Raw genomic sequence first — 25,848 nt, 5'->3', positions numbered from 1 at the left:
GGACCTACCATGAGCACAAAAACAGGACTGAAAACCGGTTTGCTGGCGGCGAGCCTCCTGATCAGCGGCGCCGCCTTCGCCGACCGGACCCTGCTGAATGTTTCCTACGACCCGACCCGGGAACTCTACAAGGAATTCAATCAGGCATTTATCCAGCACTGGAAGGAAAAAACCGGCGAAGACGTGCATATCCAGCAATCCCACGGCGGCGCGGGCAAACAGGCGCGGGCCGTGATCGACGGCCTGGAAGCCGACGTGCTGACGCTGGCCATTACTTATGACATCGACAAGATCGCCGCGAACGCCAAACTGCTGACCAAGGACTGGCAAAAGCGTCTGCCCAATAACAGCATACCCTATACCTCGACCATGGTTTTCCTGGTGCGCAAAGGCAATCCGAAAGGCATCAGGAACTGGGATGACCTGGTGAAGGAAGGCGTCTCGGTCATCACGCCCAACCCCAAGACCTCCGGCGGCGCCCGTTATAACTATCTGGCGGCTTGGGCATTCGCCGAGAAAACCTACGGCGGGAAGGATGCCGCCAAGGATTTCGTCAGGAAACTGTATAAGAACGTGCCGGTGCTGGATTCCGGGGCTAGAGGCTCCACCACCACCTTTTTGCAGCGCGGCATCGGCGATGTGCTGCTGACCTGGGAAAACGAGGCCTACCTGGCGCTTAAGGAACTGGGCCAGGGCGAAGTGGAAATCGTCGTGCCGCCGGTCAGCATTCTGGCCGAAACGCCGGTTACGGTCGTCGACAAGGTCGTCGATAAAAACGGCACACGCGATCTGGCCGAAGCTTATTTGAATTTCCTTTACTCGCCGACCGGCCAGAAACTGGCGGCCAGGCATTTTTACCGTCCGATCGATCCGAAAGTCGTCGATGCCGCGGACCTGGCCAATTTTCCTGAACTGGAACGCGTGACCGTGGACCAGGCATTCGGCGGCTGGGCGAACGTACAAAAAGAGCATTTCGATGACAAGGCCATCTTCGATCAGATCTATGCGCCCTGAAGGCGTTGATTAATCACGAAGAACACGAACGACTGCATATTGTAGGGTACGCACCGCGTACCATTTCGAGCACATAAAAAGATTTAGAAAGGTACGCGGTGCGTACGAGACTGTGAAAGTATTCAATTTAAAGGGTTTAACCACGAAGGACACGAAGAGCACGAAGTTTTAAGCCTTTGATTAACTTAATTTTTTCTTCGTGTCCTTCGTGATCTTCGTGGTGAATAAGGCTTTTTATGACGTTTTTCACTAATTCTTTCACAGCCTCGTACCCTACAAGGCTTTGTGAACTTCGTGGTTAGTCATCATTTGGAACGATACCCGTGTTTATGCTCACCACCACTAAAGGCGTAAAAATCCATGAGCCAAAGTAACATAATGCCGGGCTTTCGCCCGACCCTAGCCTTCACCCTGCTGTATTTGGGGCTGGTCGTGTTGATCCCCCTAAGCACGCTGGTGTTCAAAAGTTTCCAGCTGAGCTGGGAGGACTATCTGTCCGTCATCACCAACGACCGCGTGGTCGCCTCCTTCCGCGTCAGCTTCGTGACCTCGCTGGCGGCCGCCGCCGTCGCCAGCCTGTTCGGCTTTATTATTGCCTGGGTCTTGGTGCGCTATCCGTTTCCGGGCAAGCGCCTGTTCGATGCGCTGATCGATTTGCCGTTCGCCTTGCCGACGGCGGTCGCGGGCATCGTGCTGGCGGCGATATACCAGCCCAATGGCTACATCGGCACATTATTGACGGATATGTTCGGCCTGCAGGTCGCCTATAAGCCCTTAGGCATCGTCGTGGCGCTGATCTTCATCAGCCTGCCGTTCTTCGTGCGCACGGTCGAACCGGTGCTGCAGGAATTCGACTCCACCATGGAAGAGGCGGCATCCAGTCTCGGCGCCACCCGGCGGCAAGTGTTTGTCCGGATTATCCTGCCCAATCTGCTGCCCGCTTCGCTGACCGGCTTTGCGCTGGCCTTCGCGCGCAGCGTCGGCGAATACGGCTCGGTTATTTTTATCGCCGGCAATCTGCCCTATGTCTCCGAAATCGTGCCGTTGATGATCATCACCAAACTGGAACAATACGAATATGCCGGCGCCACGGCGATCGCCCTGACCATGCTGGTCATCTCATTTCTGCTGTTGCTGGTGATCAACTTGCTGCAATTGTGGGTACGCAAGCGCTCCGGACAACTCTAGGAGAATAACGACATGAGTGCTATTGCTTACCCTATCAATGAAGCCAAAGCCGTTGAGCGACCGCAGGCGCTGCGTGATCCCGACTGGGTCAGATGGAGCCTGACCGCTGTGGCCGTCGGCTTTATCGTTCTGTTTTTATGCCTGCCTTTGGGCATCGTCATTATCGAGGCTTTCTCGAAAGGCTGGCAGACCTACTGGTCGGCGTTGACTCAGCCCGACGCCCAGGCTGCCATGCAACTGACGCTGTTGACGGCCCTGGTGACCGTGCCGCTCAACACCGTGTTCGGCGTGGCCGCGGCCTGGGCGATCACGCGCTTCGAGTTTCGCGGCAAAAGTCTGCTGACGACCTTGATCGACCTGCCGTTTTCGGTGTCGCCCGTGATCTCCGGCCTGATCTTCGTGCTGCTGTTCGGCGCCCAGGGCTGGTTCGGCGAGTGGCTGTCGGCGCATGACGTGAAAGTCTTGTTCGCGGTGCCGGGCATCCTGCTGGCCACGTTGTTCATCACCTTCCCGTTCGTGGCGCGCGAATTGATTCCCCTGATGCAGGAAATGGGCAGCGAGGAGGAAGAGGCGGCGCTGTCGCTGGGCGCGAGCGGCTGGCGGACCTTCTTTTGGGTGACCCTGCCGAACATCAAATGGGCGCTGCTGTACGGCGTATTGTTGTGCAATGCCCGCGCGATGGGCGAATTCGGCGCCGTGTCGGTCGTATCGGGCCACATCCGCGGCCTGACCAACACGCTGCCGCTGCACGTCGAAGTCAGCTACAACGAATACGACTTCGTCGGCGCCTTCGCCAGCGCCTCGATACTGGCAGGGCTGGCCATCGTGACGCTGATCCTGAAAAGTGCGCTGGAATGGCGACAAGCCAGACGATAAATCCGACGTTGGTAGGCTGGGTTGATAAACCCAGCAATCCGTGCCGCTGATGCTGGGTTTATCAACCCAGCCTACAACAGCTTCAATAAATTTTTGAGACGACTTATGAGTATTCTGCTTTCCAACATCAGCAAAAAATTCGGCCGGTTTTCGGCGCTGAACAACATCAACCTGGAAATTCCCGAAGGCGAGTTGGTCGCGCTGCTCGGGCCCTCGGGCTGCGGCAAGACCACGCTGCTGCGCATCATCGCGGGCCTCGAACGGCCCGATCAGGGCCGCGTATTGCTGAACGGTGAGGACAAGACCGAGCAACACGTCAGCCATCGCGGCATCGGCTTCGTGTTTCAGCATTACGCGCTGTTTAGGCATATGACGGTCTTCGACAACGTGGCCTTCGGCCTGCGGGTCAAGCCGCGCCGCGAGCGGCCGGGTGAACACGAGATCGTCAAGAAAGTCCATGCCCTGCTGGAACTGGTGCAATTGGACTGGCTGCACGACCGCTACCCGGATCAATTGTCCGGCGGCCAGCGCCAGCGTATCGCCCTGGCGCGCGCCCTGGCCGTGGAGCCGTCGGTGCTGCTGCTGGACGAGCCGTTCGGCGCGCTCGACGCCAGCGTGCGCAAGGATTTGCGCCAGTGGCTGCGCAATCTCCATCACGAGCTGAACGTCACCAGCATTTTCGTGACCCACGACCAGGAAGAAGCCATGGAAGTCGCCAGCCGCGTGGTTGTACTCAACCAGGGCCGCATCGAGCAGCAGGGCTCGCCCAGCGACATTTACGACCATCCGGCCAATGCCTTCGTCTCGCGCTTCATCGGCCAGACCAATGTGTTCACGCCGGAGCAGCAGGACGACGCCTGGCTGGCCACGTTCGGACTACAGCCGGGCAAAACCGCGCACGTGCGTCCCCATGACATCGATATCGAGAAATCGAGCGAGCAGGATGCGCAAGCCATCTTGAAAGACTGGCAGCATCTGGGCGCGCTGATCCGCGTTGAACTGGTCAAGAACGGCTCGAACGACCGGTTTTACGCCGAAATGCCCAACGAGCACTTCAAGCGCCTGCAGCTCGATAAAGGCGACAAGGTATCCCTGCGCATACGTCAGGCGCATTGGTTTTAGAACGATAGAACGCAAATGCCGCCCCGGCGTTACCGGAACAACCATTGACCCCGTTTTCCCGATTCCGGGTATCGTAGGGGCGGACCTGCGTGTCCGCCCTGTTTCCGGTGCACGACGGGTTACCGGAGAACCCTTGGCCAAGGGTGAATCGTTGGCCAAGGGACAAACACACAATTCCCCCCAATCGTATCCGCCCTGTCATGACGGCCATATTTACGGATGGCGGTTTTAGATATCCATGAACAGCATCGGAATGCCGTAAGTCAGGACAAAATAGCTGAGTGCTGTGACAACACTGATGCTTGTTCGGTACGAGAAAAATTGCCGGAGAATGTAACTGACGATGGCGATATACCAGCCGACCAGCAAGGTGGCCAAAATGCCCGAGACCTCTTCCCGGTATTCGTAATGCTGCATCACCATATAGAAATACAAGGCTTCGGTACCAATGGCCAGCGTCATGATGAAGTTTTCACAGATAAAAATAGCGGTGAACAACTGGCCGAAATGCTGCCATTTTCTCATGGCCAGCAATAACACGCTGATGGACGAAAAAGCCATAATGGTTCTCAGCAAGACTTCCAGCGTGCCATCGGCGGGATCGGCAATCAGGCTTTCAACAATAATGCCGGAGGCAAGGTAGAAGCCTATGGCTTTCCACATGAACGACTTGGAGGGATATAACTCGCTTGGATCGTTTCTGAACCAGCAAAGGGAAAGGTATTTGAGTAATAAATTCATGGTAAAAAAGAGTTAATTGATTCTGCAGCGCGAATGATAAATAAAAATTGCGGTTTTGGGTGCATTTTAGTGACATAAGGCGCGGTAAGAACCGATGAGCACCGTCCGAGCAACCCGCTGCACAGGCAAATGACCGGTTTTTAAAGTCCCAGTCGATTTGACGCGGCGGCATTTTTAGCGGTTAATGTTGCCGCTTATCGAACAATCATGATTTGAACAAACGGGTCCGTATCGGCAACAGCAACAGACTCACGCGGGTGGCGCGGTTAGTGGCAGGCCGTGCGCTTGCGCTGAGCCGGTCATCGGCCAAATGCGAATCCTAAAGAACTCAACAGGAACCTATCCCATGGCTAAAAATGTTTACCAGAAGCCGTCGCCGGAAATCCAGGCGGAAGCGGTTAAAATCGCCAAGGCAACGCAGCGCCCCGCGCAAACCAAGGAACAAACCAAGCTGATCGCCCAGGGTATTGAAAAAGGCATTGCTCTTTATAAGAAGCAGCAAAGGGAAAAAGCCAGGGAGTTGAACCGGAAACTCAAGCGTGTCGCAAGCCAGCCGCGGCCCACCGCCGAGCCGGAGGATCAGGAAGTCGTGGAGCGGATTGTTTACCGGCAACACTGGCTGCCCTGGTTGCTGCTGGCTTTAAGCTGGCTGGGATGGGGCGTTTATTTTGTCGTTTCCGGGTGACAATGAACAGCCATGGCCTGAACCCGTCGCATGGGAACGCGATCATGTGACGGACGCCCCGCCTACCCGCCGGTGCCTGAGTCAATTGTCTTCGTAATATCAGCTAACAATATATAAGGAAACCAATGAGCAGCCATCAGCTACAAACTGAAATTGAAATTGATGCGGCGCCCGACCGGGTCTGGGCCATTCTGACCGATTTCGCGTCCTATCCGGCGTGGAATCCTTTTATCAAATACGTTCATGGTATTCCGCGACCGGGCGCCCGGCTTGAAGTGCGTATTCAACCCAGCGGCGCCAGAGGCATGACTTTTCGGCCTTCGGTGCTGGCGGCTGAGCCCGGCCGCGAGCTCCGCTGGCTGGGCCACCTGCTGTTGCCCGGCGTGTTTGATGGCGAGCACCGCTTTGAGATCGAGCCCCTTGTCGCCGGGAACGTGCTGTTCCGGCAAAGCGAGCAATTCAGCGGCCTGCTCGTGCCGATATTTAGAAATAGTCTTGAGCGGGATACGAAGCGAGGCTTCGAAGAGCTGAACCGGGCGCTGAAGGCGCGCGCCGAGGCGCATGGGCCGGGCTGACGAACACGGCATGCGCGGCTGTCAATGCTGCCGGCGTATCCCTTCCACCATGACATCTCATTAACGCTTCGATGTTTAAACATAGGATGTGCCGACGCCAGGAGGCGCACTTGTGCCCTTTAGGGTATCATTCGCGAGCGATGCGCTTCACTGCGCCGCCTGGCGCGCCTGCTTTTGGCCGGCACATCCTATGCGGGATGCTAATTTCATAAATCCATTTTTAGCCAAACCCTGCACGCAACGCTTGCCTATCCTGCAACCAAGCCCAACCCGCGCCACTGCTGGGCGGACAATAATTCTTTGCGTCTGTGTAGTGGCGTACATACGTCTGCTGATTTTTTCTGTAACTTGAATTTTACCAAGAGGAAATAGCTTAAAACTGGGTTGGTTTCCGGAAGGAATCCGCTCATCGTTTAATTCAAACTATTGAGGAGAACAGCGTGACTCAACCAAAACAGGCCAGGATCAAGCCGATGCCGGCGGTGCTCGCTTCGGTGACTGCTTATCAAGCCGCGGCCTTTCAGGCGGTTAATAGCCATGAACCAAAACGATGACGCTGTACAACACGCAAAACACCAGTCGGGGAATCGGCGGGAGGTCAATCATGCGGCTGTAATCCCTGTTATCGAGGAACAGTTCCGCGTTGATAAAAAACGCGTGAAAACCGGCACGGTACGCATTTCAAAACGCGTTACAGAGCGTGAGGAAACGGTAAACGTGCCGCTGGTTCATGAGGATATACAGGTGGAACGGGTGGCTATCAACCAATTCATCGATGCACCGCCTCCCGCGATCCGATATGAAGGCGACACCATGATCATTCCGGTCATCCAGGAAGTGGCAGTGGTGGAAAAACGCCTGATGCTGGTTGAGGAACTGCATGTTATTAAACGCCAGAGCCCAAGGCAGGAAACCCAGACAGTGAATTTAAGGAAAGAGGAGGTGAGCGTTGAACAAACCAACGCCGGCCGCTCTGACCATGCCACTGAAGAAAATGGAAGCTGAGAATCTTTTTTTAACAATAAACGTTGATAGGTAACAATCATGAGCCAGACAATCGTAGGTATATTCGACGATCCTTCAGAAGCGCAAGAGGCCGTACAACAGCTTCTCATTGATGGTTTTTCACGCGCGGACATCGATCTTTCATTACCGGAGTCCGTACAAGGCGGAGACAAGTTCAGTAATTTTTTCAGCTCTTTGTTCGGCGCCAACGTGGGAAAATCCTATGCCGAAGTCGCGCGCCAAAGCGGCGCCATCGTCACTGTTCATGTTGACACGCAGGATGAAGCAATACGCGCCACGGAAATTCTTGATGAAGCGGGCGCCCTGGATATGGACGAGCGGGCCATCGAATATGGCGTCGAACCGCCCGGATATCAGGCCGAAACCACAGAGTTCCAGCCCGGCACGCCCGAATATCAGGCCGGAGCCACTGCGTTTCAGCCCGGCAGTCCCGAATACGAGGCCGGCGTCGCCGGTCAGGAAAGGCATGCGGCTGAAGCGGCCAGGGAAGAGACCGTCATTCCGGTGATCGAGGAACAGTTAAAGGTAGGGAAACGGGAAGTGGAAACCGGCCGGGCCAGGCTTCGCAGCCGGATCATTGAACGCCCCGTGGAAGAACACCTCAGGCTGCGCGAGGAGCATGTGCATGTTGAAAGACACGCCGTCAACCGGCCCGCGACCGAAGCCGATATGGAAAGCTTCAGGGACAGTGAAATAGAACTGACCGAGCACGCGGAAGTGCCTTTGGTGACCAAGGAAGCCCGCGTCGTCGAGGAAGTGGAGTTCGGCAAGGACATAGAAGAGCACGATGAAATCGTCAAGGATAAGATAAGAAAAACCCAAATCGATGTAGAGGAAAAAAGACCCTGATCATCGGCCTGATGCAATGAGCATTTTTGAGAACGGCTGAAAAGCGGCGGAGAGTGACTCGCCGCTTTTCATTATCCGGTAGCAGCCGGGGTTCATTCGTAGACACTGAACGTAAGGCGATGATTTAAAAGGCCCGCCTGCGGGTCTTGTTCGGCACTGTTCATCGCGAGGGACGTTATGCCATTGACCCGCTCCTTATACCGAACATTACTGTTGCTGATCGTGTTCGCGGTCGTGATGCTCGCCGTCAGCGCCCACGCCTGTCAGGAACGATCCGGGACCCGTCGGCTCGGCGAGATTCATTTCCCGACCTCGGCCCGGTCGGAAAAGGCGCAAGCCCACTTTTTGCGCGGCGTCGCCGCGTTGCATTCCTTCTCGTACGATCTGGCGCTCGAGGCGTTCCGCAAAGCCACGGAAATCGAACCCGATTTCATGATGGGCCATTGGGGCGAGGCGCTGGCCTACAATCAGCCGCTCTGGGGAAAACAGGACACGGAAGCCGCGCGGAAAGTGCTGGCTGAAATCAAGGGCGCTCCGAAGCTGAGTCCCAGGGAGCGGGCTTACCTGCAGGCGGTGAGGCTGTTATATGGCGAAGGCGACAAGGCCGCGCGCGATCAGGCCTACGCAACGGCCATGGAAAAAGTCCATCGGGACTATCCGGAGGATCTGGAAGCCGCGTCCTTTTATGCGCTGGCCCTGCTGGGAAGCGTCCGGCCCGACGATCCCGGCGGCTTGAGGACCCGGATCAGGGCGGGCGCCATTGCGCTGGATGTGACCCGAAAGGAACCCGATCATCCCGGCGCGACGCACTATATTCTCCATGCCTTTGATGACCCCGACCACGCCATCCTGGCGCTGCCGGCCGCGCGGCGCTATGCCGACATCGCGGCCGAGGCGCCTCATGCGCTGCACATGCCATCGCATATTTTCCTGCAACTGGGCATGTGGCCGGAAGCCGCCTCGACGCAGGAAGCGTTATGGGAGCAGCAGAAAAACAGTCCCATTGGCGAGCGCGACTACCATAATCTCTATTGGCTGTTTTACGTCTATCTGCAACAGGGCCGCTACCGCGCGGCGGAACACTTGCTTAGCCTGATGCGGAAAAGCCTGGCCGAGGGGCCTGAAGACGACAGAGACTTCCAGGGCTATGCTACCTTTGTGCTCTCCGGCATGACCGCGGCGTTCATTTTTGAAACCGAACGCTGGGATCTGGCGACACAGTTGATTGATCCGCTGCAGCGCAACGCCGGGCATTTCATCTCGGCCGTCGGGAACAGTCCCGGTCCGTATCAGGCACTGGCCCGGTATGTTCAGTCGCTCTGGACCTTCACGCAGGGCATGGCGGCGGCGCGGAAAAGCGCGCCCGTCCGAGACAGCATTGACGCGCTGCAGGCCATGGAACGGCCGGCCGTTTCGGAAGAACTGCCCGGCGTCGGATTGCCTCTGCCCAAGGTCTTGGCCATCCAGCGACTGGAGATCGCGGCCGTGGCGAGCGCGGCCAAAGGCGAACTGGACGAGGCCATTCAGAGCATGGAAAAAGCCACCGCCATGGAGGATTCGGTGCCGCCTTTGCCGGGGCCGCCACCGCTGATCAAGCCCACGCACGAATTGTTCGGTGAAATCCTCTTGCAGGCCGAGCGTCCGGCAGAGGCCGAAAAACAGTTCAGAACCGCGCTGCTGCGGCAAACAAGCCGGGCCCGTTCATTGCTGGGAGCCGCCCGCGCCGCGGCCCGGCAAGGCGATCGCGAGGATGCCGGGGACAAGTATGCCAGGTTACTGCGGCAATGGCGGCAGGCCGACAAAGACTTGCCGGAACTGCAAAAGGCACGGAACTACTTACAGCAGGACAGTGCATCCGTCTTATAAGGAACGCGAATTCAAGGAATGACGGGGTGATAACCCGGCCCGCCGCTGGTCGGATTGATAACAAAAAAGCCCAAAGCCGGCGGTTTTGTTACAAAGCCGCGCCGTCACGCGCGTGATACCTATTCAGTCAGGCACGGGCCGATCGCTGCCCCGCGCCTGATATGCCTTTAATTATCAATCACTTATTCAACAGGCAACTTGATTTTTGCCTCTATTGACGCTTTATCGGCCCATGCGCTCCGGCATGGCATCATAATTGATACGCCAGGGATAAGAGAACAGCACGGATAACGGAGACGCTTAAACCATGACGACTTACGCCATCGGCAGTGTAAAAGGCGATTATCAATCGCTACTGAAATTACTGGAAAAAATTCAGTTTGACCCGGACAACGACAACGTATGGTTTGCCGGCAATCTGGTGAATGAAGGGCCCGAGTCGCTGGCCGTACTGAGGTTTGTCAAAAGCCTGGGCAAAAAAGCCGTTACGGTGCTGGGCGATCAGGAACTGCGTTTGCTGGCCCTGGCGGAAGGGCTTGAACGGCCGACAGCCGACGATAGGCTGGATGACATCCTGAAGGCGCCGGACCGGGACAAACTGTTAAAGTGGCTGCGCCGCCGGCCCCTGGTTCATCACGATTCCAAACTCAACTTTACCCTGGTGCATGCCGGCATTCCCGCCGAATGGAGTTTCAGCCAGGCGCTGACTTTCGCCTACGAAGTCGAATCGGCGCTCAGCCAGGACAATTACGCGGCTTTGCTGGAAAACCGGGGGCAAGGCCAGTCGCGCTGGCATGCCAAGCTCAGAGGCTGGAAACGGCTGAATTTTATCGTTAATGCCTATACCCTGATGAAATATTGCGATGCGCAGGGGAAACTGGATTTCAACGCCAAAGGTTCGGTAGATGCGCAAGCCGAAGACCTGATGCCCTGGTATCGTCTGCCCGACCGCCTGACGGCCCACCTGAATATCCTTTTTGCCGATGATGCCTGTTTTGAAGACAGCGCCTTTCCCGGCATATACCCTTTATCCTCGCAAGACGGCCTGTCCGTATTGAAATTGACAGCAACGCCGAAATAACCGCCAGCCCATTGGGCGGACCTGCGTGTCCGCCCTGTTTCCGGTGCACGACAGATTATCGATGCACCATTGGCCGAGGGTGATCTGTTGGGCAAGGGCGAACACACCGCCCCGACCCGTATGCCCCACATACGAGACTGTGAAAGAATTCATTTTTTAGCCCAATTAATAACTAAGGATTCGATAATCAATAACTGTCTTATTTTGTGGGAGCGATGCCCTCATCGCGACTTGCGGTGTCTTTAGTCGCGATGAGGGCATCGCTCCCACGGGGGATCATTTCCTGTCCATGCGGTCGTCTGTGGTAAATCATTTTTAAACTGACAGGGATAATACTTTCACACTCTCATACCCGATCCCGCCGCACAATTTGACCAATATGCCGATTGACTGCGCAATATCAGTTACTATCATCTATAAAGGTATTAGCGTGCGCTGAATAATCATCTGCCGTTATAATCCGGACAAACTGTAGCTGGACAAGAACCGTCGCTTGCAACGTCAGACGGGCGGCGCCATTAAAAATCATAAAAAAACAACACTATATTTTTAATTTGACAAACTCTAGCCCAACTCGATCAAACCACCCGCTCGACCGCCTGGTCGCCTATGCCCTGAGAGGCGGCCTGCCGGTGCTGTTTTTTACCCTGGCCCTGGCTCTGGGCGTTATCGCGCTGCTGTTCACGCCGCGCGAGGAAGAGCCGCAGATCGTCGTGCCGATGGCGAACGTCATCGTCTCGGCGCCGGGCCTGCCGGCGCCGCAGATCGAGAAGCAGATCACCCTGCGCCTGGAAAAACTGCTGACCCAGATCACCGGCGTTGAACACGTCTATTCGCGCTCGTCCAACGGCCAGGCCATCGTCACACTGCGCTTTTTCGTCGGCGAAGACCGCGAGGATGCGCTGCTCAACACCTACAACAAGCTGTACTCGAACCAGGACCAGATTCCGGCCGGCGTCACGGCCTGGCAGGTCAAGCCGGCCGAGGTCGACGACGTGCCGATCGTGCTGGCGGCGCTGTGGAGCCGCGCGCCGGAGCTGTACAGCGATTTCGAGCTGCGCCGGTTCGCCGACGAAATCACCGAGCACCTGCAGCAGATCGCCGACACCAACCAGATCACCGTCGTCGGCGGCCGCCAGCGTACCGTCAACGTGCTGCTCAATCCGCAGAGCATGGCCGCGCGCAGGACCACGGCCCTGGACATCGCGCAAGCCGTGCGGAAAGCCAATCAGCTGCACAACGCCGGCATCGTCTCGGCCGACAACCGCTCGATCCGGCTGGAGGCCGGCGACTTCGTGCGCTCGGCCGAGCAGCTGCGGGCGCTGGTCGTCAATGTCGTGGACGGCATACCGGTCTATCTGCGCGATGTGGCCGACATCACTGACGGCCCCGAGGAGCCAGAAAACTACACCTGGCTCAATTTCGCCGAAGGGCACGCGCTGGCTGATAAATATAAGGGCGACTACCCGATGGTCACGATCGCGGTCGCGAAAAAACGCGGCTCGAATGCCGTCTCGGTGGCCGAGAACGTGCACGCGCGCCTGGCCCAGCTGCAGCGGGAACTGCTGCCGCCCGAAGTGCAGCTCGAAGTCCTGCGCGATTACGGCCAGACCGCCGACGACAAGGTCAACAACCTGACTACCAGCCTGGGGTTCGCGATCGTCACGGTGGTGCTGTTCATCGGCATCTTTCTGGGCTGGCGGCCGGCGCTGGTGGTCGGGCTGGCGATCCCGGTCTGTTACGGCGCCACCCTGGCGCTGGACATGTTTTTCGGCTACACGATCAACCGCGTTACGCTGTTCGCGCTGATTCTGGCGCTGGGCCTGCTGGTCGACGACCCGATCACCGGCATCGACAACATCGAGCGCTTCATGCGCACCGGCCAGGGCAGCCTGAACGAGCGCATCATCGCCGCCATGGCCGAAATCCGCACGGCCTTGCTGATGTCGACCGTCACCATCATCCTGGCCTTCATCCCGCTGGCCTTCATCACCGGCATGATGGGGCCGTACATGGCACCGATGGCGTTCAACGTGCCCGTGGCCGTGACCTTGTCGACGGTCACGGCCTTCATCGTGACACCCTGGATGTCGGGCAAGGCGCTGAAGCCGGCCGGCGAAAGCGCGACGGCCGCGCCCGACCAGAGCTTCTACGCGCGCATGATCGAGCCCTGCATCGCCAGCCGGAAAGCAGCCTGGCTGCTGATCATCGCGATGCTGGTGCTGTTCGTCCTGACCGCGATTCTGCCCGTGCTGCGCCTGGTGCCGCTGAAACTGCTGCCGTTCGACAACAAGAACGAGCTGCAGATTCTGGTCGACATGCCCGAGGGCAGCACCCTGGAGCAGACCGCGGCCGTGACCCGCTCGGCCGCGACGCTGGCGGCGCGCCTGCCCGAAGTCAACGCCATCGCGGCCTTCGTCGGCACGCCGTCGCCGATCGATTTCAACGGCCTGGTCCGGCAGTACGACTACCGCATCGCCCCGCACCTGGCCGACATCCGCCTGGCCCTGGCACCCAAGGAACGGCGCGAGCACCAGTCCCATGCCGTGCTGCTGCGGCTTCGGGCCCTGCTGGCGCCGCTCAACGCCGAGGGCGTGTCGGTCAAGGTGATCGAGGTGCCGCCGGGGCCGCCGGTCATCAGCACGCTGGTTACGGAAATCTACGGCGGCACGCTGACGCCTTATGAAAAGCAGCGTGAGGCGGCCCAGGCGGTCATGGCCCGGCTGGCGCTGGAGCCCTTCGTGGTCGATATCGACACCAGCGCCGAAGATCCGCAGCCGCGCTGGCGTTTCGAGGCCGACAAGGAAAAGGCCGCGCTGGCCGGCATCTCCACCGAGAACCTGGCACTGAACCTGGGCCTTGCCAACCAGGGCCAGGTGCCGGGCTTTCTGAATCTGGAACGCGAGATCTGGCCCGTGCCGATCAAGCTGCGCCTGCCGCAGCGCGCCCGCAGCAGCCAGCGCGATCTGGGCGTGCTGCCGGTCAAGCCGGACATGAATCCGGCCGCGCCGCCGCTGACGCTGGCCGAACTGGGAACATTCGTCGAATCCGAAACCGAGCTGCCGATTTTCCACAAGGACCTGAAGCCGGTCGTCTACGTCATGGCGGAACTGGAAGGCCGCACGCCGGCCGGGGTGATTGCCGACGTCAACGCCGACCTGAACAGCAGCGACGATTCGGCGCCGGCCTGGGATAACCGCACGTTCCTGAATTCGGGAGGCGGCCTGCCCTGGCATCTGCCCGACGACATCAGGCTGGAATGGGGCGGCGAAGGCGAATGGAAAATCACCGTCGACGTGTTCCGCGACATGGGCCTGGCGTTCGCGTTCGCGCTGGTCGGCATTTTCTTCGTGTTGCGCGTGCAGACCGCATCGACGACGCTGTCGCTGATCATCATGTCGGCTATCCCGCTGACCGTGATCGGCATCATGCCCGGCTTCTGGCTGCTGAACCAGTTCGGCGAGCGCGTCATCAACGGCAGCCCCGATCCGGTGCTGTTTACGGCCACGGCCATGATCGGCATGATCGCGCTGGCCGGCATCGTGGTCAGGAATTCGCTGATCCTGATCGAATTCATCACCCAGGCCAGAAAAGACGGGCTGGCGCTGAAAGACGCCCTGCGCCAGGCCGGCACGATCCGCATGCGTCCGGTCATGCTCACGGCCGGCACCACGCTGCTCGGCAACATCGTGATCGTGCTCGATCCGGTGTTCAGCGGTCTGGCCATCGCGATCATCTTCGGCATCCTGGCCTCGACGGTGTTCACGCTGTTCGTGATACCGGCCGTTTATTACCTGATCTACTCGAAAAGCGAGCTGTCCACCTCATGACCACATCCCATCTGAAAACGCTGGCGCTGTCCGCCTTGACCCTGCTGATCCTGCTGCTGATGATCCTGTGGATGGCCGGCGCCTTCCACAGCAAGATCGAGCCGGAAACCCTGCCGGAGCTTTCGGCTTACCAGAGCCCGACGCTGACCGTCGAGCGCGTGACGCTGCCGGCTTACGAAAAAGCCACTGGCACGCTGGAAGCGACGCAGGCCGGCGACATCAGCGCCCAGATCCAGGCGCGCATCAAGGCCATCCATGTCAAGGCCGGCGATACGGTCAAGCCCGGCGATCTGCTGGTCACGCTCGATGACGAGACCATCGCCGCGCGCACGGCCCAGGCGCGGGCCAACATCAACGCCCTGAACGCCCGCCTGGCCGGGGCCGAGGCGCATTATCGGCGTACGCAATACTTATACGCCAAGGAAAGCGCCACGCGCGCCGATCTCGACGCGGCCCGGAGCGAGTACGAAAGCCTGAAAGCGCAGAAAGCCGCGGCCCGGTCGCAACTGACCGAAGCCAGCTCTACGCAGGACTACGGCCGCATCCGCGCCACGTTTCCTGCCCGCGTCATCGACCGCCATGCCGAGCCGGGCGAGATCGCCTATCCGGGCAGGAAGCTACTGACCCTGTACGATCCGGCCGCGCTGCGCATCGAGGCCTATATCCGCGAATCGGTCGCGGTCGGCCTGCAGGCCGGACAGACGCTGGAAGCCGATGTCGAGGCGCTGAAGCTGACCGTGCCCGCGACCATCGAGGAGATCGTGCCGGCCGCCAACCCCGACGCGCGCACGTTCCTGATCAAGATGCGCATCGAGAACCGGCCGGGCCTGTATCCGGGCATGTTCATCCGCCTGCGGATTCCGCAGGGCGAGGAGCAGGTGCTGGCGATCCCGCAGAGCTACGTGCACAGGGTCGGCCAGCTCGATGTCGTCTGGGTGCTGCACAACGGCCAGATCGAGCGCCGTTTTGTCCGCACCGGCCGGCCGCTGCCCGACGGACGGATCAGGATCGTTTCGGGCCTGTCGGGCGGCGAGCAGCTGGTGCCGCCCGACAAGGCGCTGTCGGCGATGGGGCGTCAGCCGGATTAAAAGTGGCGTTTGATGCCGCCCTCCATCATCGCCGTTCCCTCCGCCTGAAAGGGTATGATTATTCCCGGGCGGGGGCTTATTTCGTCACCCTGTGTACACAAGACCGGGAATGCTTGTTTGGGGAGATCGCGGACGGGGAAATGGGATTGAATGAGGCAGGGCGGATGATGGAACACTGGTATCTGGAATTGCAGAACAAATATCCGGACATGCAATGCGATGCATGGGTCTGCATGCCGAATCATCTGCATTTTATCGTCGTCAACACGGGTGAACCGTTTGGCATGGATAAACGCACCGGAAACAGGGCGGACCTGCGTGTCCGCCCTGTTTCCGGTGCACGACGGGTTACCGGAGAACCATTGGCCGAGGGTGAACCGTTTGGCAGGGGCGAACACACAGGTTCGCCCCTACATGTCCCCCCTGTTTCGGGTGCACGATGGGTTACCGGAGAACCATTGGCCGAGGGTGAACCGTTTGGCAAAGGCGAACACACAGGTTCGCCCCTGCCGGCCGTGGTGCAATGGTTCAAAACCATGACGACCAATGCCTATATTCGCGGGGTCAAACACAACGGATGGACGCCGTTTGCCGGCAAATTATGGCAACGCAATTATTGGGAACGCGTCATCCGCAATGAAGAGGAATTGAACCTTATCCGTGAATATATTCACAACAACCCGGCGCAATGGGAATCGGATCGCCTGTACCGGGCGGATTCACCGTAGGGGCGGACCTGCGTGTCCGCCCTGTTTCGGGTGCACGATGGATTACCGGAGAACTGTTGGCCAAGGGTGAACCGTTGGGCAGGGCGAACACACAGGTTCGCCCCAACACGTCCGCCCCTACGTTTCCGTCCTGTTCAACCAAACAACCGCCTGACCCATTTTTCCAATTCCAGGATCAAAAACAACGCCAGGCTGACGCCGAATATCTCCAGCCCATGCACGAAATCGACCGGGCGCGTGTCGAAAAACCGCTCCATGAACGGCGCATAGGTGAAGATGGCCTGGAGCGTGATCACGACCAGGATCGCGATCCATATCGCCCGGGAGCTGAACAACCGCCTGAACGACAGCGACGACCCGCTCAGATAGCGCACGTTCAGCAGGTAGAACACTTCCAGCATGACCAGCGTGTTGACGGCATAGGTGCGCGCTTCCTCCAGCGTCGAGCCGTGCTGCTGGGTCCACAGGAACATGCCGTAGATGCCGATCAGGAAAAGCACGGACACGAACACGATGCGCCAGACCAGGAATACCGACAGCATGGCTTCATTCCGGCGCCGGGGCGGGCGGCGCATGACGTTGGGCTCGGCCGGCTCGAACGCCAGCGCCATGGCCAGCGCCACGGAACTGACCATGTTCACCCAGAGAATCTGCAGCGGCGTGATCGGCAGCGTCAGGCCGGCCAGCACCGTCGCGATGATGCTGAGCGATTCGCCGCCGTTGACCGGCAGCAGGAACAGAATGGCTTTTTTCAGGTTGTCGTAGACGTTCCGGCCTTCGCGCACTGCCTGCGCGATCGAGGCGAAATTGTCGTCGGCCAGCACCATTTCCGAGGCTTCCTTGGCGGCCTCGGTGCCGGTCCGGCCCATGGCGATGCCGACGTCGGCCCGCTTCAGCGCTGGCGCGTCGTTAACGCCGTCGCCGGTCATGGCCACGACGCTGCCGCCGGCCTGCAGTGCCGTCACCAGGCGCAGCTTGTGCTCCGGCGACGTGCGCGCGAAGACGTCGACGCGCGCGGCCACGTCGATCAAGGCCGTGTCGTCTATCTGGGTCAGTTCATGGCCGGTCATGACGTCCTCGGCGTTGGCCAGATGCAGCTGCGCGGCAATCGCGCGGGCCGTGGCCGCATGGTCGCCCGTGATCATCTTGACGCGGATGCCGGCTGCCCGGCAAGCCTTGACGGCTTCGATCGCTTCCTCGCGGGGCGGGTCGATCAGGCCGACCAGGCCCAGCAGGATCAGGCCGTCGTCGAGATCCGAGAAATTCAGCTCGATCTTGTCCGGGTCGACCGGTTTGTAGGCGATGCCTAGTACGCGCTGCCCCTGCGAGGCGATCTCCTCGATCGAGGCGGTCCAGTAGTTGGGATTGACCGGCACGTCCGCGTCGTTTTCGCGCTGCAATTGGCACAGTTCGATCAGGCGTTCGGGCGCGCCCTTGACGCTGATAAAGCCGTGACCTTCATGGTCATGATTCAGGGTCGCCATGAACCGGTGCTGGGCGTCGAACGGAATCACGTCGGTGCGCGGATAATGGCGCTGTGCTTCGACCGGATCGATATCGCCTTTGATCGCGGCCGCCAGCAGCGCGCTTTCCATCGGATCGCCGTCGGCCACCCACAGGCCGTTTTTCCGGCGCAATGCCGAGTCGTTGCACAAGGCGCCCGTTTGCAGGATCCTGGCGAGAATCGGACGCTGCGCCGGCGCAACGCGGTCGCCGCCCGACAGAAATTCGCCGGACGGGTCGTAGCCTACGCCGCTGGTCTCGTACAGCGCGGTCGAGGTCACGACCGAGCGCAACGTCATTTCGTTGCGGGTCAGCGTGCCGGTCTTGTCCGAGCAGATGATCGACACGGCGCCTAAGGTTTCGACGGCCGGCAGGCGGCGGATGATGGCGTTGCGCGCGGCCATGCGCTGCACGCCGATGGCCAGCGTGACGGTCAGGATGGCGGGCAGGCCTTCGGGAATGGCCGCGACCGCCAGGCCGACCACGGTCATGAACATCGCGGACGGGTCCTCGCCCTGGACCAGCAGGCCGAACGCGAAGACGCCGCCCGCGATCAGCAGGATCGCCAGCGTCAGCCAACGCGAAAACACCGCCATCTGTTTCAGCAGCGGCGTGGTCATCTCCTCGATACCTGACAGCATGCCGCTGATGCGGCCGATCTCGGTATCGGCGCCGGTTCCGACCACGACGGCCTTGCCGTGCCCGGCCGCGACCAGGGTGCCCGAATAGGCCATGGAAAAGCGGTCGCCGAGATCGGCTTCTTCCTGAACCGGATTCACCGATTTTTCCACCGCGACCGATTCGCCGGTCAGCACGGCCTCCTGTATCTGCAGGCCCTTGGCCGTGATCAGGCGCAGATCGGCCGGGACTTTGTCGCCCGGTTCGATCATCACGATATCGCCCGGCACCAGATCCTCGGCCGGAATGCCGCTGCGATGGCCGTTGCGGATGACCGTCGCGCGCGGCGCCAGCATGTGCCGGATCGCATCCAGCGCCTTTTCGGCCTTGCCTTCCTGCACGAAGCCGATGACGGCATTGAGCACGACCACGGCGGCGATGACATAGGCATCGACCCAGTGGTCCAGCAGCGCCGTGACGACGCCGGCCGCGATCAGCACATAAATCAGCAGGTTATGAAACTGGGCCAGAAAGCGCCTGAGAGGGCCGCGCGTTTTCGGCTGCGGCAGGCGATTGGCGCCGAACTTCAGCAGGCGCATTTGCGCTTCATGGTCGGACAGGCCGTCCTGAGCGGTTTCCAGCCGCTCGATAACCTGTTGAGCCGGCAGGCTGTGCCAGTTAATCCGTTCAACCGTTTTGGCGTTTTTACCCATATTGACCTCGTTGCTGTTGTGTCTTGTCTCGTGAAAAACCCCGAACGAGCCCCGGCTAAATATGGCAGAGGGCGCGGCAGGGTTGCTCCAGGTTGCTGATTCTACATGTACATTTTATGGATCATGAAAGCGATGACTTGCCGGGCATTGCGCTGGCGCTTGAATGCACGGCAGTCATAAGCGAGCGTTCGGTTATGGTTCAGTATTCAGTCATAGCCTGACCTTGTATACAATGATTGTCATTAACTTTATTCCATCCGGGACTTTTCCAGCAGGCGCGCGCAGGGCCGGGCGCGCGGCAGTCAGGTCCCCGAATATGCCGGGAGAAAATCATGCGGAACTGGCTGAAATGGCGGCTGTTGACTGTTAGCGTTGGCCTGCCGCTCGCGGCCTGTACGGTCGGGCCCGACTATAAACGCCCCGCCATGCCGGTGCCGGCCGAATTCAAGGAGCTGCAGGGCTGGACGCAGGCGCGGCCGCGCGACCATGAAATTGCCGGCGACTGGTGGCAAATCTTCGACGATCCTTACCTGAACGCCCTGGAGCGGCAAGTCGACGTTGCCAACCAGTCCATCGCCCAGGCCGAAGCCCAGTTCAGGCAGGCGCAATCGCTGGTGCAGGGCGCGAAATCCGCCTATTTTCCAGTCGTTTCGGGCACTCTGTCGGCCAATCGCTTTCGCGCGGCCAGCGGCCAGAACGTGGCCGTGTCCGGGGTCAGGAGCCTGTTCAACGGCGTCATCAGCCTCGCCTGGGAACCCGATATCTGGGGCAAGGTTCGCCGGCAGGTGGAAGCCGACGAGGCCAGCGCCCAGGCCAGCGCGGCCAGCCTGCAGGCCGTGCGGCTGCTGATGCAGGCCACGCTGGCGCAGAATTACTTCCAGCTGCGCGCGCTGGATGAGCAGGCCCGGCGCCTGAACGACACCGTCGACACCTATGCCCGGACGCTGACCATCACCCGGAACCGCTATGCCGCCGGCGTCGCCGCCAGATCCGACGTGATTCAGGCCGAAACCCAGCTGGAGTCGGCCAGGGCGCAGGCCATCGATGTCGGCGTGCTGAGGGCGCAGCTGGAGCACGCCATCGCTGTATTGATGGGCAAAACGCCGGCGGAACTGACCATTCCGGCGGCGGCTTTGGCGGCGAAAATCCCGGCCATTCCGGTCAATATCCCGTCGCAACTGCTGGAGCGCCGGCCCGATATCGCCGAGGCCGAGCGTCTGGCCGCGGCCGCCAATGCCCGGATCGGCGTGGCCAAGGCCGCGTATTTCCCCAGTCTCAATCTGGCCGCGACCAACGGCTACCAGGCCAGCACGTTTTCGAGCCTGCTTAGCAACGCCGCCCGCTATTGGGCACTGGGCCCCGCGGCGCTGGCCCTGCCGCTGTTCGACGGCGGCGCGCGCGGCGCCACCCTGGGCGAGACCATTCACAGCTATGACGCGAGCGTGGCGGCCTATCGCCAGACCGTGCTGCTCGGGTTTCAGGAGGTGGAGGACCAGCTGTCTTCGTTGCGCCTGCTCGAGCAGGAAATCAAGGTGCAGGAGAAAGCCGTCGCGGCCGCGCGCAAGGCCGTCGAGCTGACGACCAACCAATACCGGGCCGGCACCGTCAGCTACCTGGAGGTCATGACCGCCCAGACCGTCGCCCTCGACAATGAAATCACGGCGGTTGATCTGCAAAGCCAGCGCCTGATCGCCGCCGTGCTGCTGGTCAAGGCCCTGGGCGGCGGCTGGAGCACCGCGCGGCTGCCAAGCCGCGACGAGGCCGGCGGCGAGACGGAGTGGTCGCAGTTCTTGCCGGTGCCTGTGAATTGAGGGCTGCTGAAGCGCTGGCGAGCAATAGAAAACGACAGACTGTACCGGCCAGAGCGAGTGCTTTTGGCGGCGCGGTGAAGCGCATCAATCGCAAGCGATGCGCCCCGCGCCGCTGCGTATCTCATGGGGGCGGCGCTGTATACGCATTTTGCATTATTCCTCAGGCGCCAAATATGCACTATAAAGGTGGCGTTACGGTAAGCTATTGACACTCTATTTTTAGGCCGGAAGCAGCGCTATGCACGAATTGGACGGTTCCGAACTCTATCACGCACTTGAATACGCCAGAAGACTGGACGAGGAAGAGGCCGGCGAAATCATAAACCGGTTTCGGCTTGAGCAGCCGGCCCTGTGGCAGGCTGTGTTCAACATCTTTCCGGCCGTTATCGCCGGGCAGAATGAGGAGATGTCGGGCCTGTTCATGGTCTTGTGCTTTGATGTCCTGTGTGTCTTTCAGCAAGCTTTCGGTGCCATGCCTTCCAGGGAAGGCATGGACTTCGAGTGGCTGGAGAAGCAGGCCATACTGCTGGAGGCTGAATTGCAGGCTCTGGTGAAGGAGCGGGACATGAACGAGAAGATCAGGAGCCGCCTGCGGGAGCGTTTCCTGCAACGTTCGGCCCAGGGCAGTCCGCAGCCGGGCCTGGTCAGATTTCTCAATCAAGCCGTCGAGGACTTCGCGGCGGAAAGCCCCGACAGGGCACCGGCCATTCGGGTGACCCAGACCATGATCTTCATCGTGGTTCAGCTGTTCAGCAATCTTTACAGGCATGTGCCGTAAAGCTAAGGGCAGCGTTATGGAATACGCTGCCGGAGACAAGGTTAACCTGAATATTTCACTATTAAGGAATGGGCATAAAATAACTTCCTCAAGTAGTCGAAGGATTTTCCGGTGCAAGCGCGGATTTATCCGCGCAGTGCGAATACCCTGAAGGGCACAAGTACCCATAGGGCATAAATGAATTCGCACCTACAATTGCCTGATTTATTCCATGTTCATTACTTAGTGAAATCTTTATGTTCAATAAAACAATATTATTAGGTGAGCCTGCCTCATATTGTGATAAGGAAGATTGACCTCGGTATGGCCTGGCAATGGATTCAGCTAAATGTCCTGTTCGGCAATGCACTCGCCATAATGAAACAGCCGGTAATGGCGTGGGCTTATTGCGCGCCATTGTTCGTCGCGGGTTAACGGCAGTGTCGCGATCACGGTCACGATGTCATGCGGCGTGGTTTCCTGGTGGAAATCAATCACGACGTCCTCATCGATCAGCCGCGCCTTGCCGAATGGCGCGCGCCGCGTGATCCAGTGCAGGCTCGTGCTGCAATAGGCCAGCAGATAGCGCCCGTCCGACAGCAGCATATTGCAAATGCCGAAATCGTTTAACCGGCTGCAGAGTTCGCCGGCATACTGGAACATGGCTTTCATATTGGCCGGTTTGCGCGGGTATTTTTGGTCCAGTTCATTGAGCAGCCAGCAAAAGGCGGCTTCACTGTCCGTGTCGCCGACCGGCCGGTGCTTGCCCGGCATCAGCCGTTCTTCATAGCCCGACAACTGGCCGTTGTGGGCGAAGGTCCAAAAACTGCCCCACTGCTCGCGCGTGAACGGATGCGTATTTTCCAGCGCTACATGGCCGCGGTTGGCCTGCCGGATATGGCCGATGACGGCGCGGCTCTTGATCGGGACATCCTGCACCAGCCGCGCTATCGGCGATTGGTGGCAGGGCATGGGGTCCTTGAACGTGCGAAAGCCCCTGTCCTCGTAAAACGTGATGCCCCAGCCGTCGCGATGCGGGCCGGTGCGCCCGCCACGATGCATGAGGCCGGTGAAACTGAAGCAGATGTCGGTGGGGACATTCGCGCTCATACCCAATAATTCACACATGTCGACTTCTCATAAGATTACGATGGCCGCCGTTTTCAGGCCGTTGCCTTATATTGACAGGTGAACGGTTTTTCAAAAAGCCGCAGCCGGGAGGCATCTTTTTCAGTAGAGACGGTCATACGCCAGAGCCCTCCCGGCCGGACGGGTTATAGACAATTGTCCGTCCGGAGCCGCTTCATAAAAGTCGCCCTGAACCAGAGCAATCCCTGCCTGAGTGATCAGGTCAGCCTGCTTTTTCCGCTCGACCTGTTGCACGATGGCTTGACCGGCCACTGAATCGGCCAATGCTTTCAGGTTTTCCAGTGCCGGGAGCGCGTTGCCGTCAGTAACGGCGCGCTCCAGTTTCGGCGCGTTAACGCGCAGGTAATCCGGTGCCAGTCTGGCGACCAGGTCTCGCACATTGCGGGCGGCATGGAGCGAGGCGATGTTGAGCGCTATGCAATATCCGCGCTTGCGGTAATTGCTCAGGCCTTCAAGCAGCTGGGCGGGGTGCAGCGAATAGAAGTTGTTGACGGTCATTGAAATCACGATATTGCGCGTGGCCAGTCCGCATTTGACGATGACTTCCTCGAAATAGGCGCCGTGATCGCGCTTGATGCCGAAGATATGGCGCGGGTCCACTTCCAGCAACAGTACGCCGTCGAAATGTGCGGCGGGTAGATAGTTCAGCATGTGCACGGTGCGGCACAGTCGGTCGAGATTGATGATGGACTCGAAGTCAACCGGCTGTCTGACCGCATCGGTCAACAGATTTTCAATCTCGTAGGTGTGCCGGTGCCGGCTTTCATAGGTCGAGACGGAGAGCAGCGCCGCATGGCCGGCAATCCGTTCCGGGTGGTCCGCATGGCGTATCGGCGCGAAAAGACTGCCGATCCGGATCGGTCCGAAAAGACCGCTGACCTTGCCGTCCTCGAGAATAAAAGTCCGGACACGGGACTGATGCTCGTATTCGAACCGGTCATTGAAATATTCCACTAACTGTTGTAACGGCATAAATTTATCTCTAAATAAAGCAGTCCAAAAAAAAGGCGGGCCGCGGCCCGCCCAAATAACATCCATGGCAAGAGGAGGAGCGATTTTATGTTCCTTCATATCAAGTCATAAGCGCTTGGCATGCAGTAAACGGAAAAAACCGTTTGTCTGCTGTTGGAGGCTATCTTAATGCGGCGCTTATTTTTAATAAAACGATAAGATTAGATTAATTTATCTAATAAAGTGATAAACTGTTCCCTATTTTTGCTCTTACGGATTCAGAAGCCATGAATTTAAGTCAGATTGAATTGCTGCAGGTTTTGCAGGAAACCGATTTAAACCTGTCCAAGGCGGCGGAAAAGATGCATGTCGTGCAGTCGGCCGTCAGCCGGCAATTGCAGCTTTTCGAAAGCGAGCTGGGCTCGCCCCTGTTCGAACGCAGGGGCAAAAAACTGATCGGTCTGACGCCGCTCGGCCATCAGGTGATGCGGGAAGTCTTGACGATTCACCAGTCAAAACGGAACATCCGCGCGCTTGCGGCCGATTTCCTGGACAGCAACACCGGCACGTTGCGCATCGCCACCACGCACACGCAGGCGAAATATTTCCTGCCCAATCCGATCCGCCGGTTCCGTGAAAAATACCCCGGCGTCAGAATCTACATGATCCAGGCCTCGCCCGAACAGCTGATCGATCAGCTGCATGCGCATAAGGCCGATGTCGCGGTGTGCACGGAAAAAGTCGATGAAGACGCCGAACTGGTGCTGAAAAAATGCTACGAATGGCACCATGCCGTGGTCATGCCGCAAGACCATGCGCTGAGCGAGGGGGCGCTGACGCTGGAGCGGCTGGCGTCCTTTCCGATCCTGACCTACAGTTTCGGTTTCACGGGCCGCTCGAACATCGAGCACGCCTTCGCGGGCGAGGGACTGACGCTGGATATCATCCTGGCCGCGGCCGACACGGACGTGATCAAGACCTATGTGCGCCAGGGACTGGGCATAGGCCTGATAGCGGGCATGGCCTATGATGCGCAGGCGGACAAGGACCTCATGGCCCGGGATTTATCGCACCTGATCCCGCATTCGACGACCAAGATCGCCTATTTGAAGCAGAATTATCTGCCGGTTTATACGCAGCATTTCATTGCCGAGTTGTTGCAGGCGGCAGGGGAGGTAAGGCGTTAATGAGGTAGGGTCGAATTTATTCGACCCGGGACACTCGGGATATACAGGCAGTGCGAATGAATTTGCACCTACAGCGGCTTCAGCATTGTAGGGTACGAGGCTGTGAAAGAATTAGTAAAAAACGTCATAAAAAGCCTTATTCACCACGAAGATCACGAAGGACACGAAGAAAAAATTAACTTAATCAAAAACTTAAAACTTCGTGCTCTCGATTGCTGTTCCAGACGCAATTCTACCGCCTCCATCCTTGGAGGCGTTCGTGTCCTTCGTGGTTAAATCCTTTAAATTGAATACTTTCACAGTCTCGTACGCATCGCGTACCTTTTCGAAGCCACGATGAATCAACAGGCTTGAAAAGGTATGCAATGCATACCCTAGTGTGCCCAGCATGGGCCAAAACTAGTTACCTGAAAGGAGGTAACCGGAAGTAGTAACGACAACCGTAGCGAAACCGCAAGGGGGAAGCCGCGAGGCCAGCCTGAAAGAAGCG

20 protein-coding genes are annotated in these 25,848 nt (G+C 58.9%); 16 read left to right on the top strand and 4 right to left on the bottom strand.

What is annotated here, in order from left to right; all coding sequences use genetic code 11:
- Positions 1-9 precede the first annotated feature (9 nt).
- From METMA_RS0108110 to METMA_RS0108095, 4 genes are all read left to right on the top strand, one after another.
- Positions 10-1,014: a sulfate ABC transporter substrate-binding protein gene (locus tag METMA_RS0108110; protein ID WP_020158580.1), complete on the top strand. Its 1,005-nt coding sequence runs from the start codon at positions 10-12 to the stop codon at positions 1,012-1,014.
- Positions 1,015-1,374: 360 nt separating this feature from the next.
- The gene (cysT, locus tag METMA_RS0108105; protein ID WP_027147140.1) at positions 1,375-2,202 is read left to right on the top strand and encodes a sulfate ABC transporter permease subunit CysT; all 828 of its coding nucleotides are present in this window, start codon (positions 1,375-1,377) and stop codon (positions 2,200-2,202) included.
- A 12-nt stretch (positions 2,203-2,214) separates the two neighbouring features.
- Positions 2,215-3,078, top strand: a complete 864-nt coding sequence (gene cysW / locus METMA_RS0108100; RefSeq protein WP_020158578.1) for a sulfate ABC transporter permease subunit CysW — start codon at positions 2,215-2,217, stop codon at positions 3,076-3,078.
- Between the two features lie 105 nt (positions 3,079-3,183).
- Entirely contained in the window at positions 3,184-4,200 is a 1,017-nt protein-coding gene (locus METMA_RS0108095) for a sulfate/molybdate ABC transporter ATP-binding protein (protein WP_020158577.1), read from the top strand.
- 228 nt (positions 4,201-4,428) lie between these two features.
- On the opposite strand, the gene METMA_RS0108090 is transcribed toward METMA_RS0108095, so the two are convergent.
- Positions 4,429-4,863 (bottom strand): hypothetical protein, encoded by a 435-nt coding sequence (locus tag METMA_RS0108090; RefSeq protein WP_020158576.1) that lies wholly within the window; start codon positions 4,861-4,863, stop codon positions 4,429-4,431.
- A 424-nt stretch (positions 4,864-5,287) separates the two neighbouring features.
- Here METMA_RS0108090 and METMA_RS0108085 point away from each other — a divergent pair, with 424 nt between their 5' ends.
- The 9 genes from METMA_RS0108085 (at position 5,288) to METMA_RS0108045 (ending at position 16,669) form a co-directional block, all read left to right on the top strand.
- Positions 5,288-5,626 carry a DUF2956 domain-containing protein gene (locus METMA_RS0108085; RefSeq protein ID WP_020158575.1) on the top strand — a complete coding sequence of 113 codons (339 nt, stop codon included), beginning with the start codon at positions 5,288-5,290 and terminating at the stop codon, positions 5,624-5,626.
- A 125-nt stretch (positions 5,627-5,751) separates the two neighbouring features.
- Positions 5,752-6,201: an SRPBCC domain-containing protein gene (locus tag METMA_RS0108080; RefSeq protein ID WP_020158574.1), complete on the top strand. Its 450-nt coding sequence runs from the start codon at positions 5,752-5,754 to the stop codon at positions 6,199-6,201.
- A 537-nt stretch (positions 6,202-6,738) separates the two neighbouring features.
- Positions 6,739-7,206, top strand: a complete 468-nt coding sequence (locus METMA_RS0108075; protein ID WP_020158573.1) for a YsnF/AvaK domain-containing protein — start codon at positions 6,739-6,741, stop codon at positions 7,204-7,206.
- 39 nt (positions 7,207-7,245) lie between these two features.
- Positions 7,246-8,076, top strand: coding sequence for a YsnF/AvaK domain-containing protein (locus METMA_RS0108070; protein WP_020158572.1), 831 nt, complete (start codon positions 7,246-7,248; stop codon positions 8,074-8,076).
- Positions 8,077-8,253: 177 nt separating this feature from the next.
- Positions 8,254-9,942, top strand: coding sequence for a hypothetical protein (locus METMA_RS0108065; RefSeq protein ID WP_020158571.1), 1,689 nt, complete (start codon positions 8,254-8,256; stop codon positions 9,940-9,942).
- A 307-nt stretch (positions 9,943-10,249) separates the two neighbouring features.
- Complete coding sequence (locus METMA_RS0108060) at positions 10,250-11,023, top strand: symmetrical bis(5'-nucleosyl)-tetraphosphatase (RefSeq protein WP_020158570.1); 774 nt, start codon at positions 10,250-10,252, stop codon at positions 11,021-11,023.
- A 632-nt stretch (positions 11,024-11,655) separates the two neighbouring features.
- Positions 11,656-14,853 (top strand): efflux RND transporter permease subunit, encoded by a 3,198-nt coding sequence (locus METMA_RS0108055; protein WP_020158569.1) that lies wholly within the window; start codon positions 11,656-11,658, stop codon positions 14,851-14,853.
- Positions 14,850-15,941, top strand: a complete 1,092-nt coding sequence (locus METMA_RS0108050) for an efflux RND transporter periplasmic adaptor subunit (protein ID WP_020158568.1) — start codon at positions 14,850-14,852, stop codon at positions 15,939-15,941. The genes METMA_RS0108055 and METMA_RS0108050 overlap by 4 nt, the downstream gene beginning before the upstream one ends.
- 164 nt (positions 15,942-16,105) lie before the next feature.
- The gene (locus METMA_RS0108045; protein WP_020158567.1) at positions 16,106-16,669 is read left to right on the top strand and encodes a transposase; all 564 of its coding nucleotides are present in this window, start codon (positions 16,106-16,108) and stop codon (positions 16,667-16,669) included.
- A gap of 134 nt (positions 16,670-16,803) precedes the next feature.
- Here the strand turns inward: METMA_RS0108045 and METMA_RS0108040 are convergent, their stop codons facing one another.
- Positions 16,804-19,503, bottom strand: a complete 2,700-nt coding sequence (locus METMA_RS0108040) for a cation-transporting P-type ATPase (protein ID WP_020158566.1) — start codon at positions 19,501-19,503, stop codon at positions 16,804-16,806.
- 332 nt (positions 19,504-19,835) lie between these two features.
- Here METMA_RS0108040 and METMA_RS0108030 point away from each other — a divergent pair, with 332 nt between their 5' ends.
- Positions 19,836-21,314 (top strand): efflux transporter outer membrane subunit, encoded by a 1,479-nt coding sequence (locus METMA_RS0108030; protein WP_020158564.1) that lies wholly within the window; start codon positions 19,836-19,838, stop codon positions 21,312-21,314.
- A gap of 238 nt (positions 21,315-21,552) precedes the next feature.
- A complete protein-coding gene (locus METMA_RS0108025; protein WP_020158563.1) occupies positions 21,553-22,092 on the top strand; it encodes a hypothetical protein in 540 nt (179 codons plus the stop codon).
- 324 nt (positions 22,093-22,416) lie between these two features.
- Here the strand turns inward: METMA_RS0108025 and METMA_RS0108020 are convergent, their stop codons facing one another.
- Together METMA_RS0108020 and METMA_RS0108015 are read right to left on the bottom strand one after the other, a co-directional pair.
- On the bottom strand, positions 22,417-23,199 hold the full coding sequence (locus METMA_RS0108020) for a class II glutamine amidotransferase (protein WP_020158562.1): 783 nt from the start codon (positions 23,197-23,199) through the stop codon (positions 22,417-22,419).
- Positions 23,200-23,301: 102 nt separating this feature from the next.
- Complete coding sequence (locus tag METMA_RS0108015; RefSeq protein ID WP_040591086.1) at positions 23,302-24,192, bottom strand: EAL domain-containing protein; 891 nt, start codon at positions 24,190-24,192, stop codon at positions 23,302-23,304.
- 266 nt (positions 24,193-24,458) lie between these two features.
- Between METMA_RS0108015 and METMA_RS0108010 the strand changes: the two genes are divergently transcribed.
- Positions 24,459-25,358, top strand: a complete 900-nt coding sequence (locus METMA_RS0108010; protein ID WP_020158560.1) for a LysR substrate-binding domain-containing protein — start codon at positions 24,459-24,461, stop codon at positions 25,356-25,358.
- Positions 25,359-25,848: the final 490 nt, after the last annotated feature.

The sequence above is a fragment of the Methylobacter marinus A45 genome, assembly GCF_000383855.1.
Classification (GTDB): Bacteria; Pseudomonadota; Gammaproteobacteria; order Methylococcales; family Methylomonadaceae; genus Methylobacter; species Methylobacter marinus.
This window is presented reverse-complemented; position numbering and strand designations above follow the sequence as displayed.

Bases quoted from the DNA above. Each gene is read 5' to 3' on its own strand.
- METMA_RS0108110 (WP_020158580.1), top strand. From the start codon at position 10: ATGAGCACAAAAACAGGACTGAAAACCGGTTTGCTGGCGGCGAGCCTC.
- cysT (WP_027147140.1), top strand. From the start codon at position 1,375: ATGAGCCAAAGTAACATAATGCCGGGCTTTCGCCCGACCCTAGCCTTC.
- cysW (WP_020158578.1), top strand. From the start codon at position 2,215: ATGAGTGCTATTGCTTACCCTATCAATGAAGCCAAAGCCGTTGAGCGA.
- METMA_RS0108095 (WP_020158577.1), top strand. From the start codon at position 3,184: ATGAGTATTCTGCTTTCCAACATCAGCAAAAAATTCGGCCGGTTTTCG.
- METMA_RS0108090 (WP_020158576.1), bottom strand. From the start codon at position 4,863: ATGTGGAAAGCCATAGGCTTCTACCTTGCCTCCGGCATTATTGTTGAA.
- METMA_RS0108085 (WP_020158575.1), top strand. From the start codon at position 5,288: ATGGCTAAAAATGTTTACCAGAAGCCGTCGCCGGAAATCCAGGCGGAA.
- METMA_RS0108080 (WP_020158574.1), top strand. From the start codon at position 5,752: ATGAGCAGCCATCAGCTACAAACTGAAATTGAAATTGATGCGGCGCCC.
- METMA_RS0108075 (WP_020158573.1), top strand. From the start codon at position 6,739: ATGAACCAAAACGATGACGCTGTACAACACGCAAAACACCAGTCGGGG.
- METMA_RS0108070 (WP_020158572.1), top strand. From the start codon at position 7,246: ATGAGCCAGACAATCGTAGGTATATTCGACGATCCTTCAGAAGCGCAA.
- METMA_RS0108065 (WP_020158571.1), top strand. From the start codon at position 8,254: ATGCCATTGACCCGCTCCTTATACCGAACATTACTGTTGCTGATCGTG.
- METMA_RS0108060 (WP_020158570.1), top strand. From the start codon at position 10,250: ATGACGACTTACGCCATCGGCAGTGTAAAAGGCGATTATCAATCGCTA.
- METMA_RS0108050 (WP_020158568.1), top strand. From the start codon at position 14,850: ATGACCACATCCCATCTGAAAACGCTGGCGCTGTCCGCCTTGACCCTG.
- METMA_RS0108045 (WP_020158567.1), top strand. From the start codon at position 16,106: ATGATGGAACACTGGTATCTGGAATTGCAGAACAAATATCCGGACATG.
- METMA_RS0108040 (WP_020158566.1), bottom strand. From the start codon at position 19,503: ATGGGTAAAAACGCCAAAACGGTTGAACGGATTAACTGGCACAGCCTG.
- METMA_RS0108030 (WP_020158564.1), top strand. From the start codon at position 19,836: ATGCGGAACTGGCTGAAATGGCGGCTGTTGACTGTTAGCGTTGGCCTG.
- METMA_RS0108025 (WP_020158563.1), top strand. From the start codon at position 21,553: ATGCACGAATTGGACGGTTCCGAACTCTATCACGCACTTGAATACGCC.
- METMA_RS0108020 (WP_020158562.1), bottom strand. From the start codon at position 23,199: ATGTGTGAATTATTGGGTATGAGCGCGAATGTCCCCACCGACATCTGC.
- METMA_RS0108015 (WP_040591086.1), bottom strand. From the start codon at position 24,192: ATGCCGTTACAACAGTTAGTGGAATATTTCAATGACCGGTTCGAATAC.
- METMA_RS0108010 (WP_020158560.1), top strand. From the start codon at position 24,459: ATGAATTTAAGTCAGATTGAATTGCTGCAGGTTTTGCAGGAAACCGAT.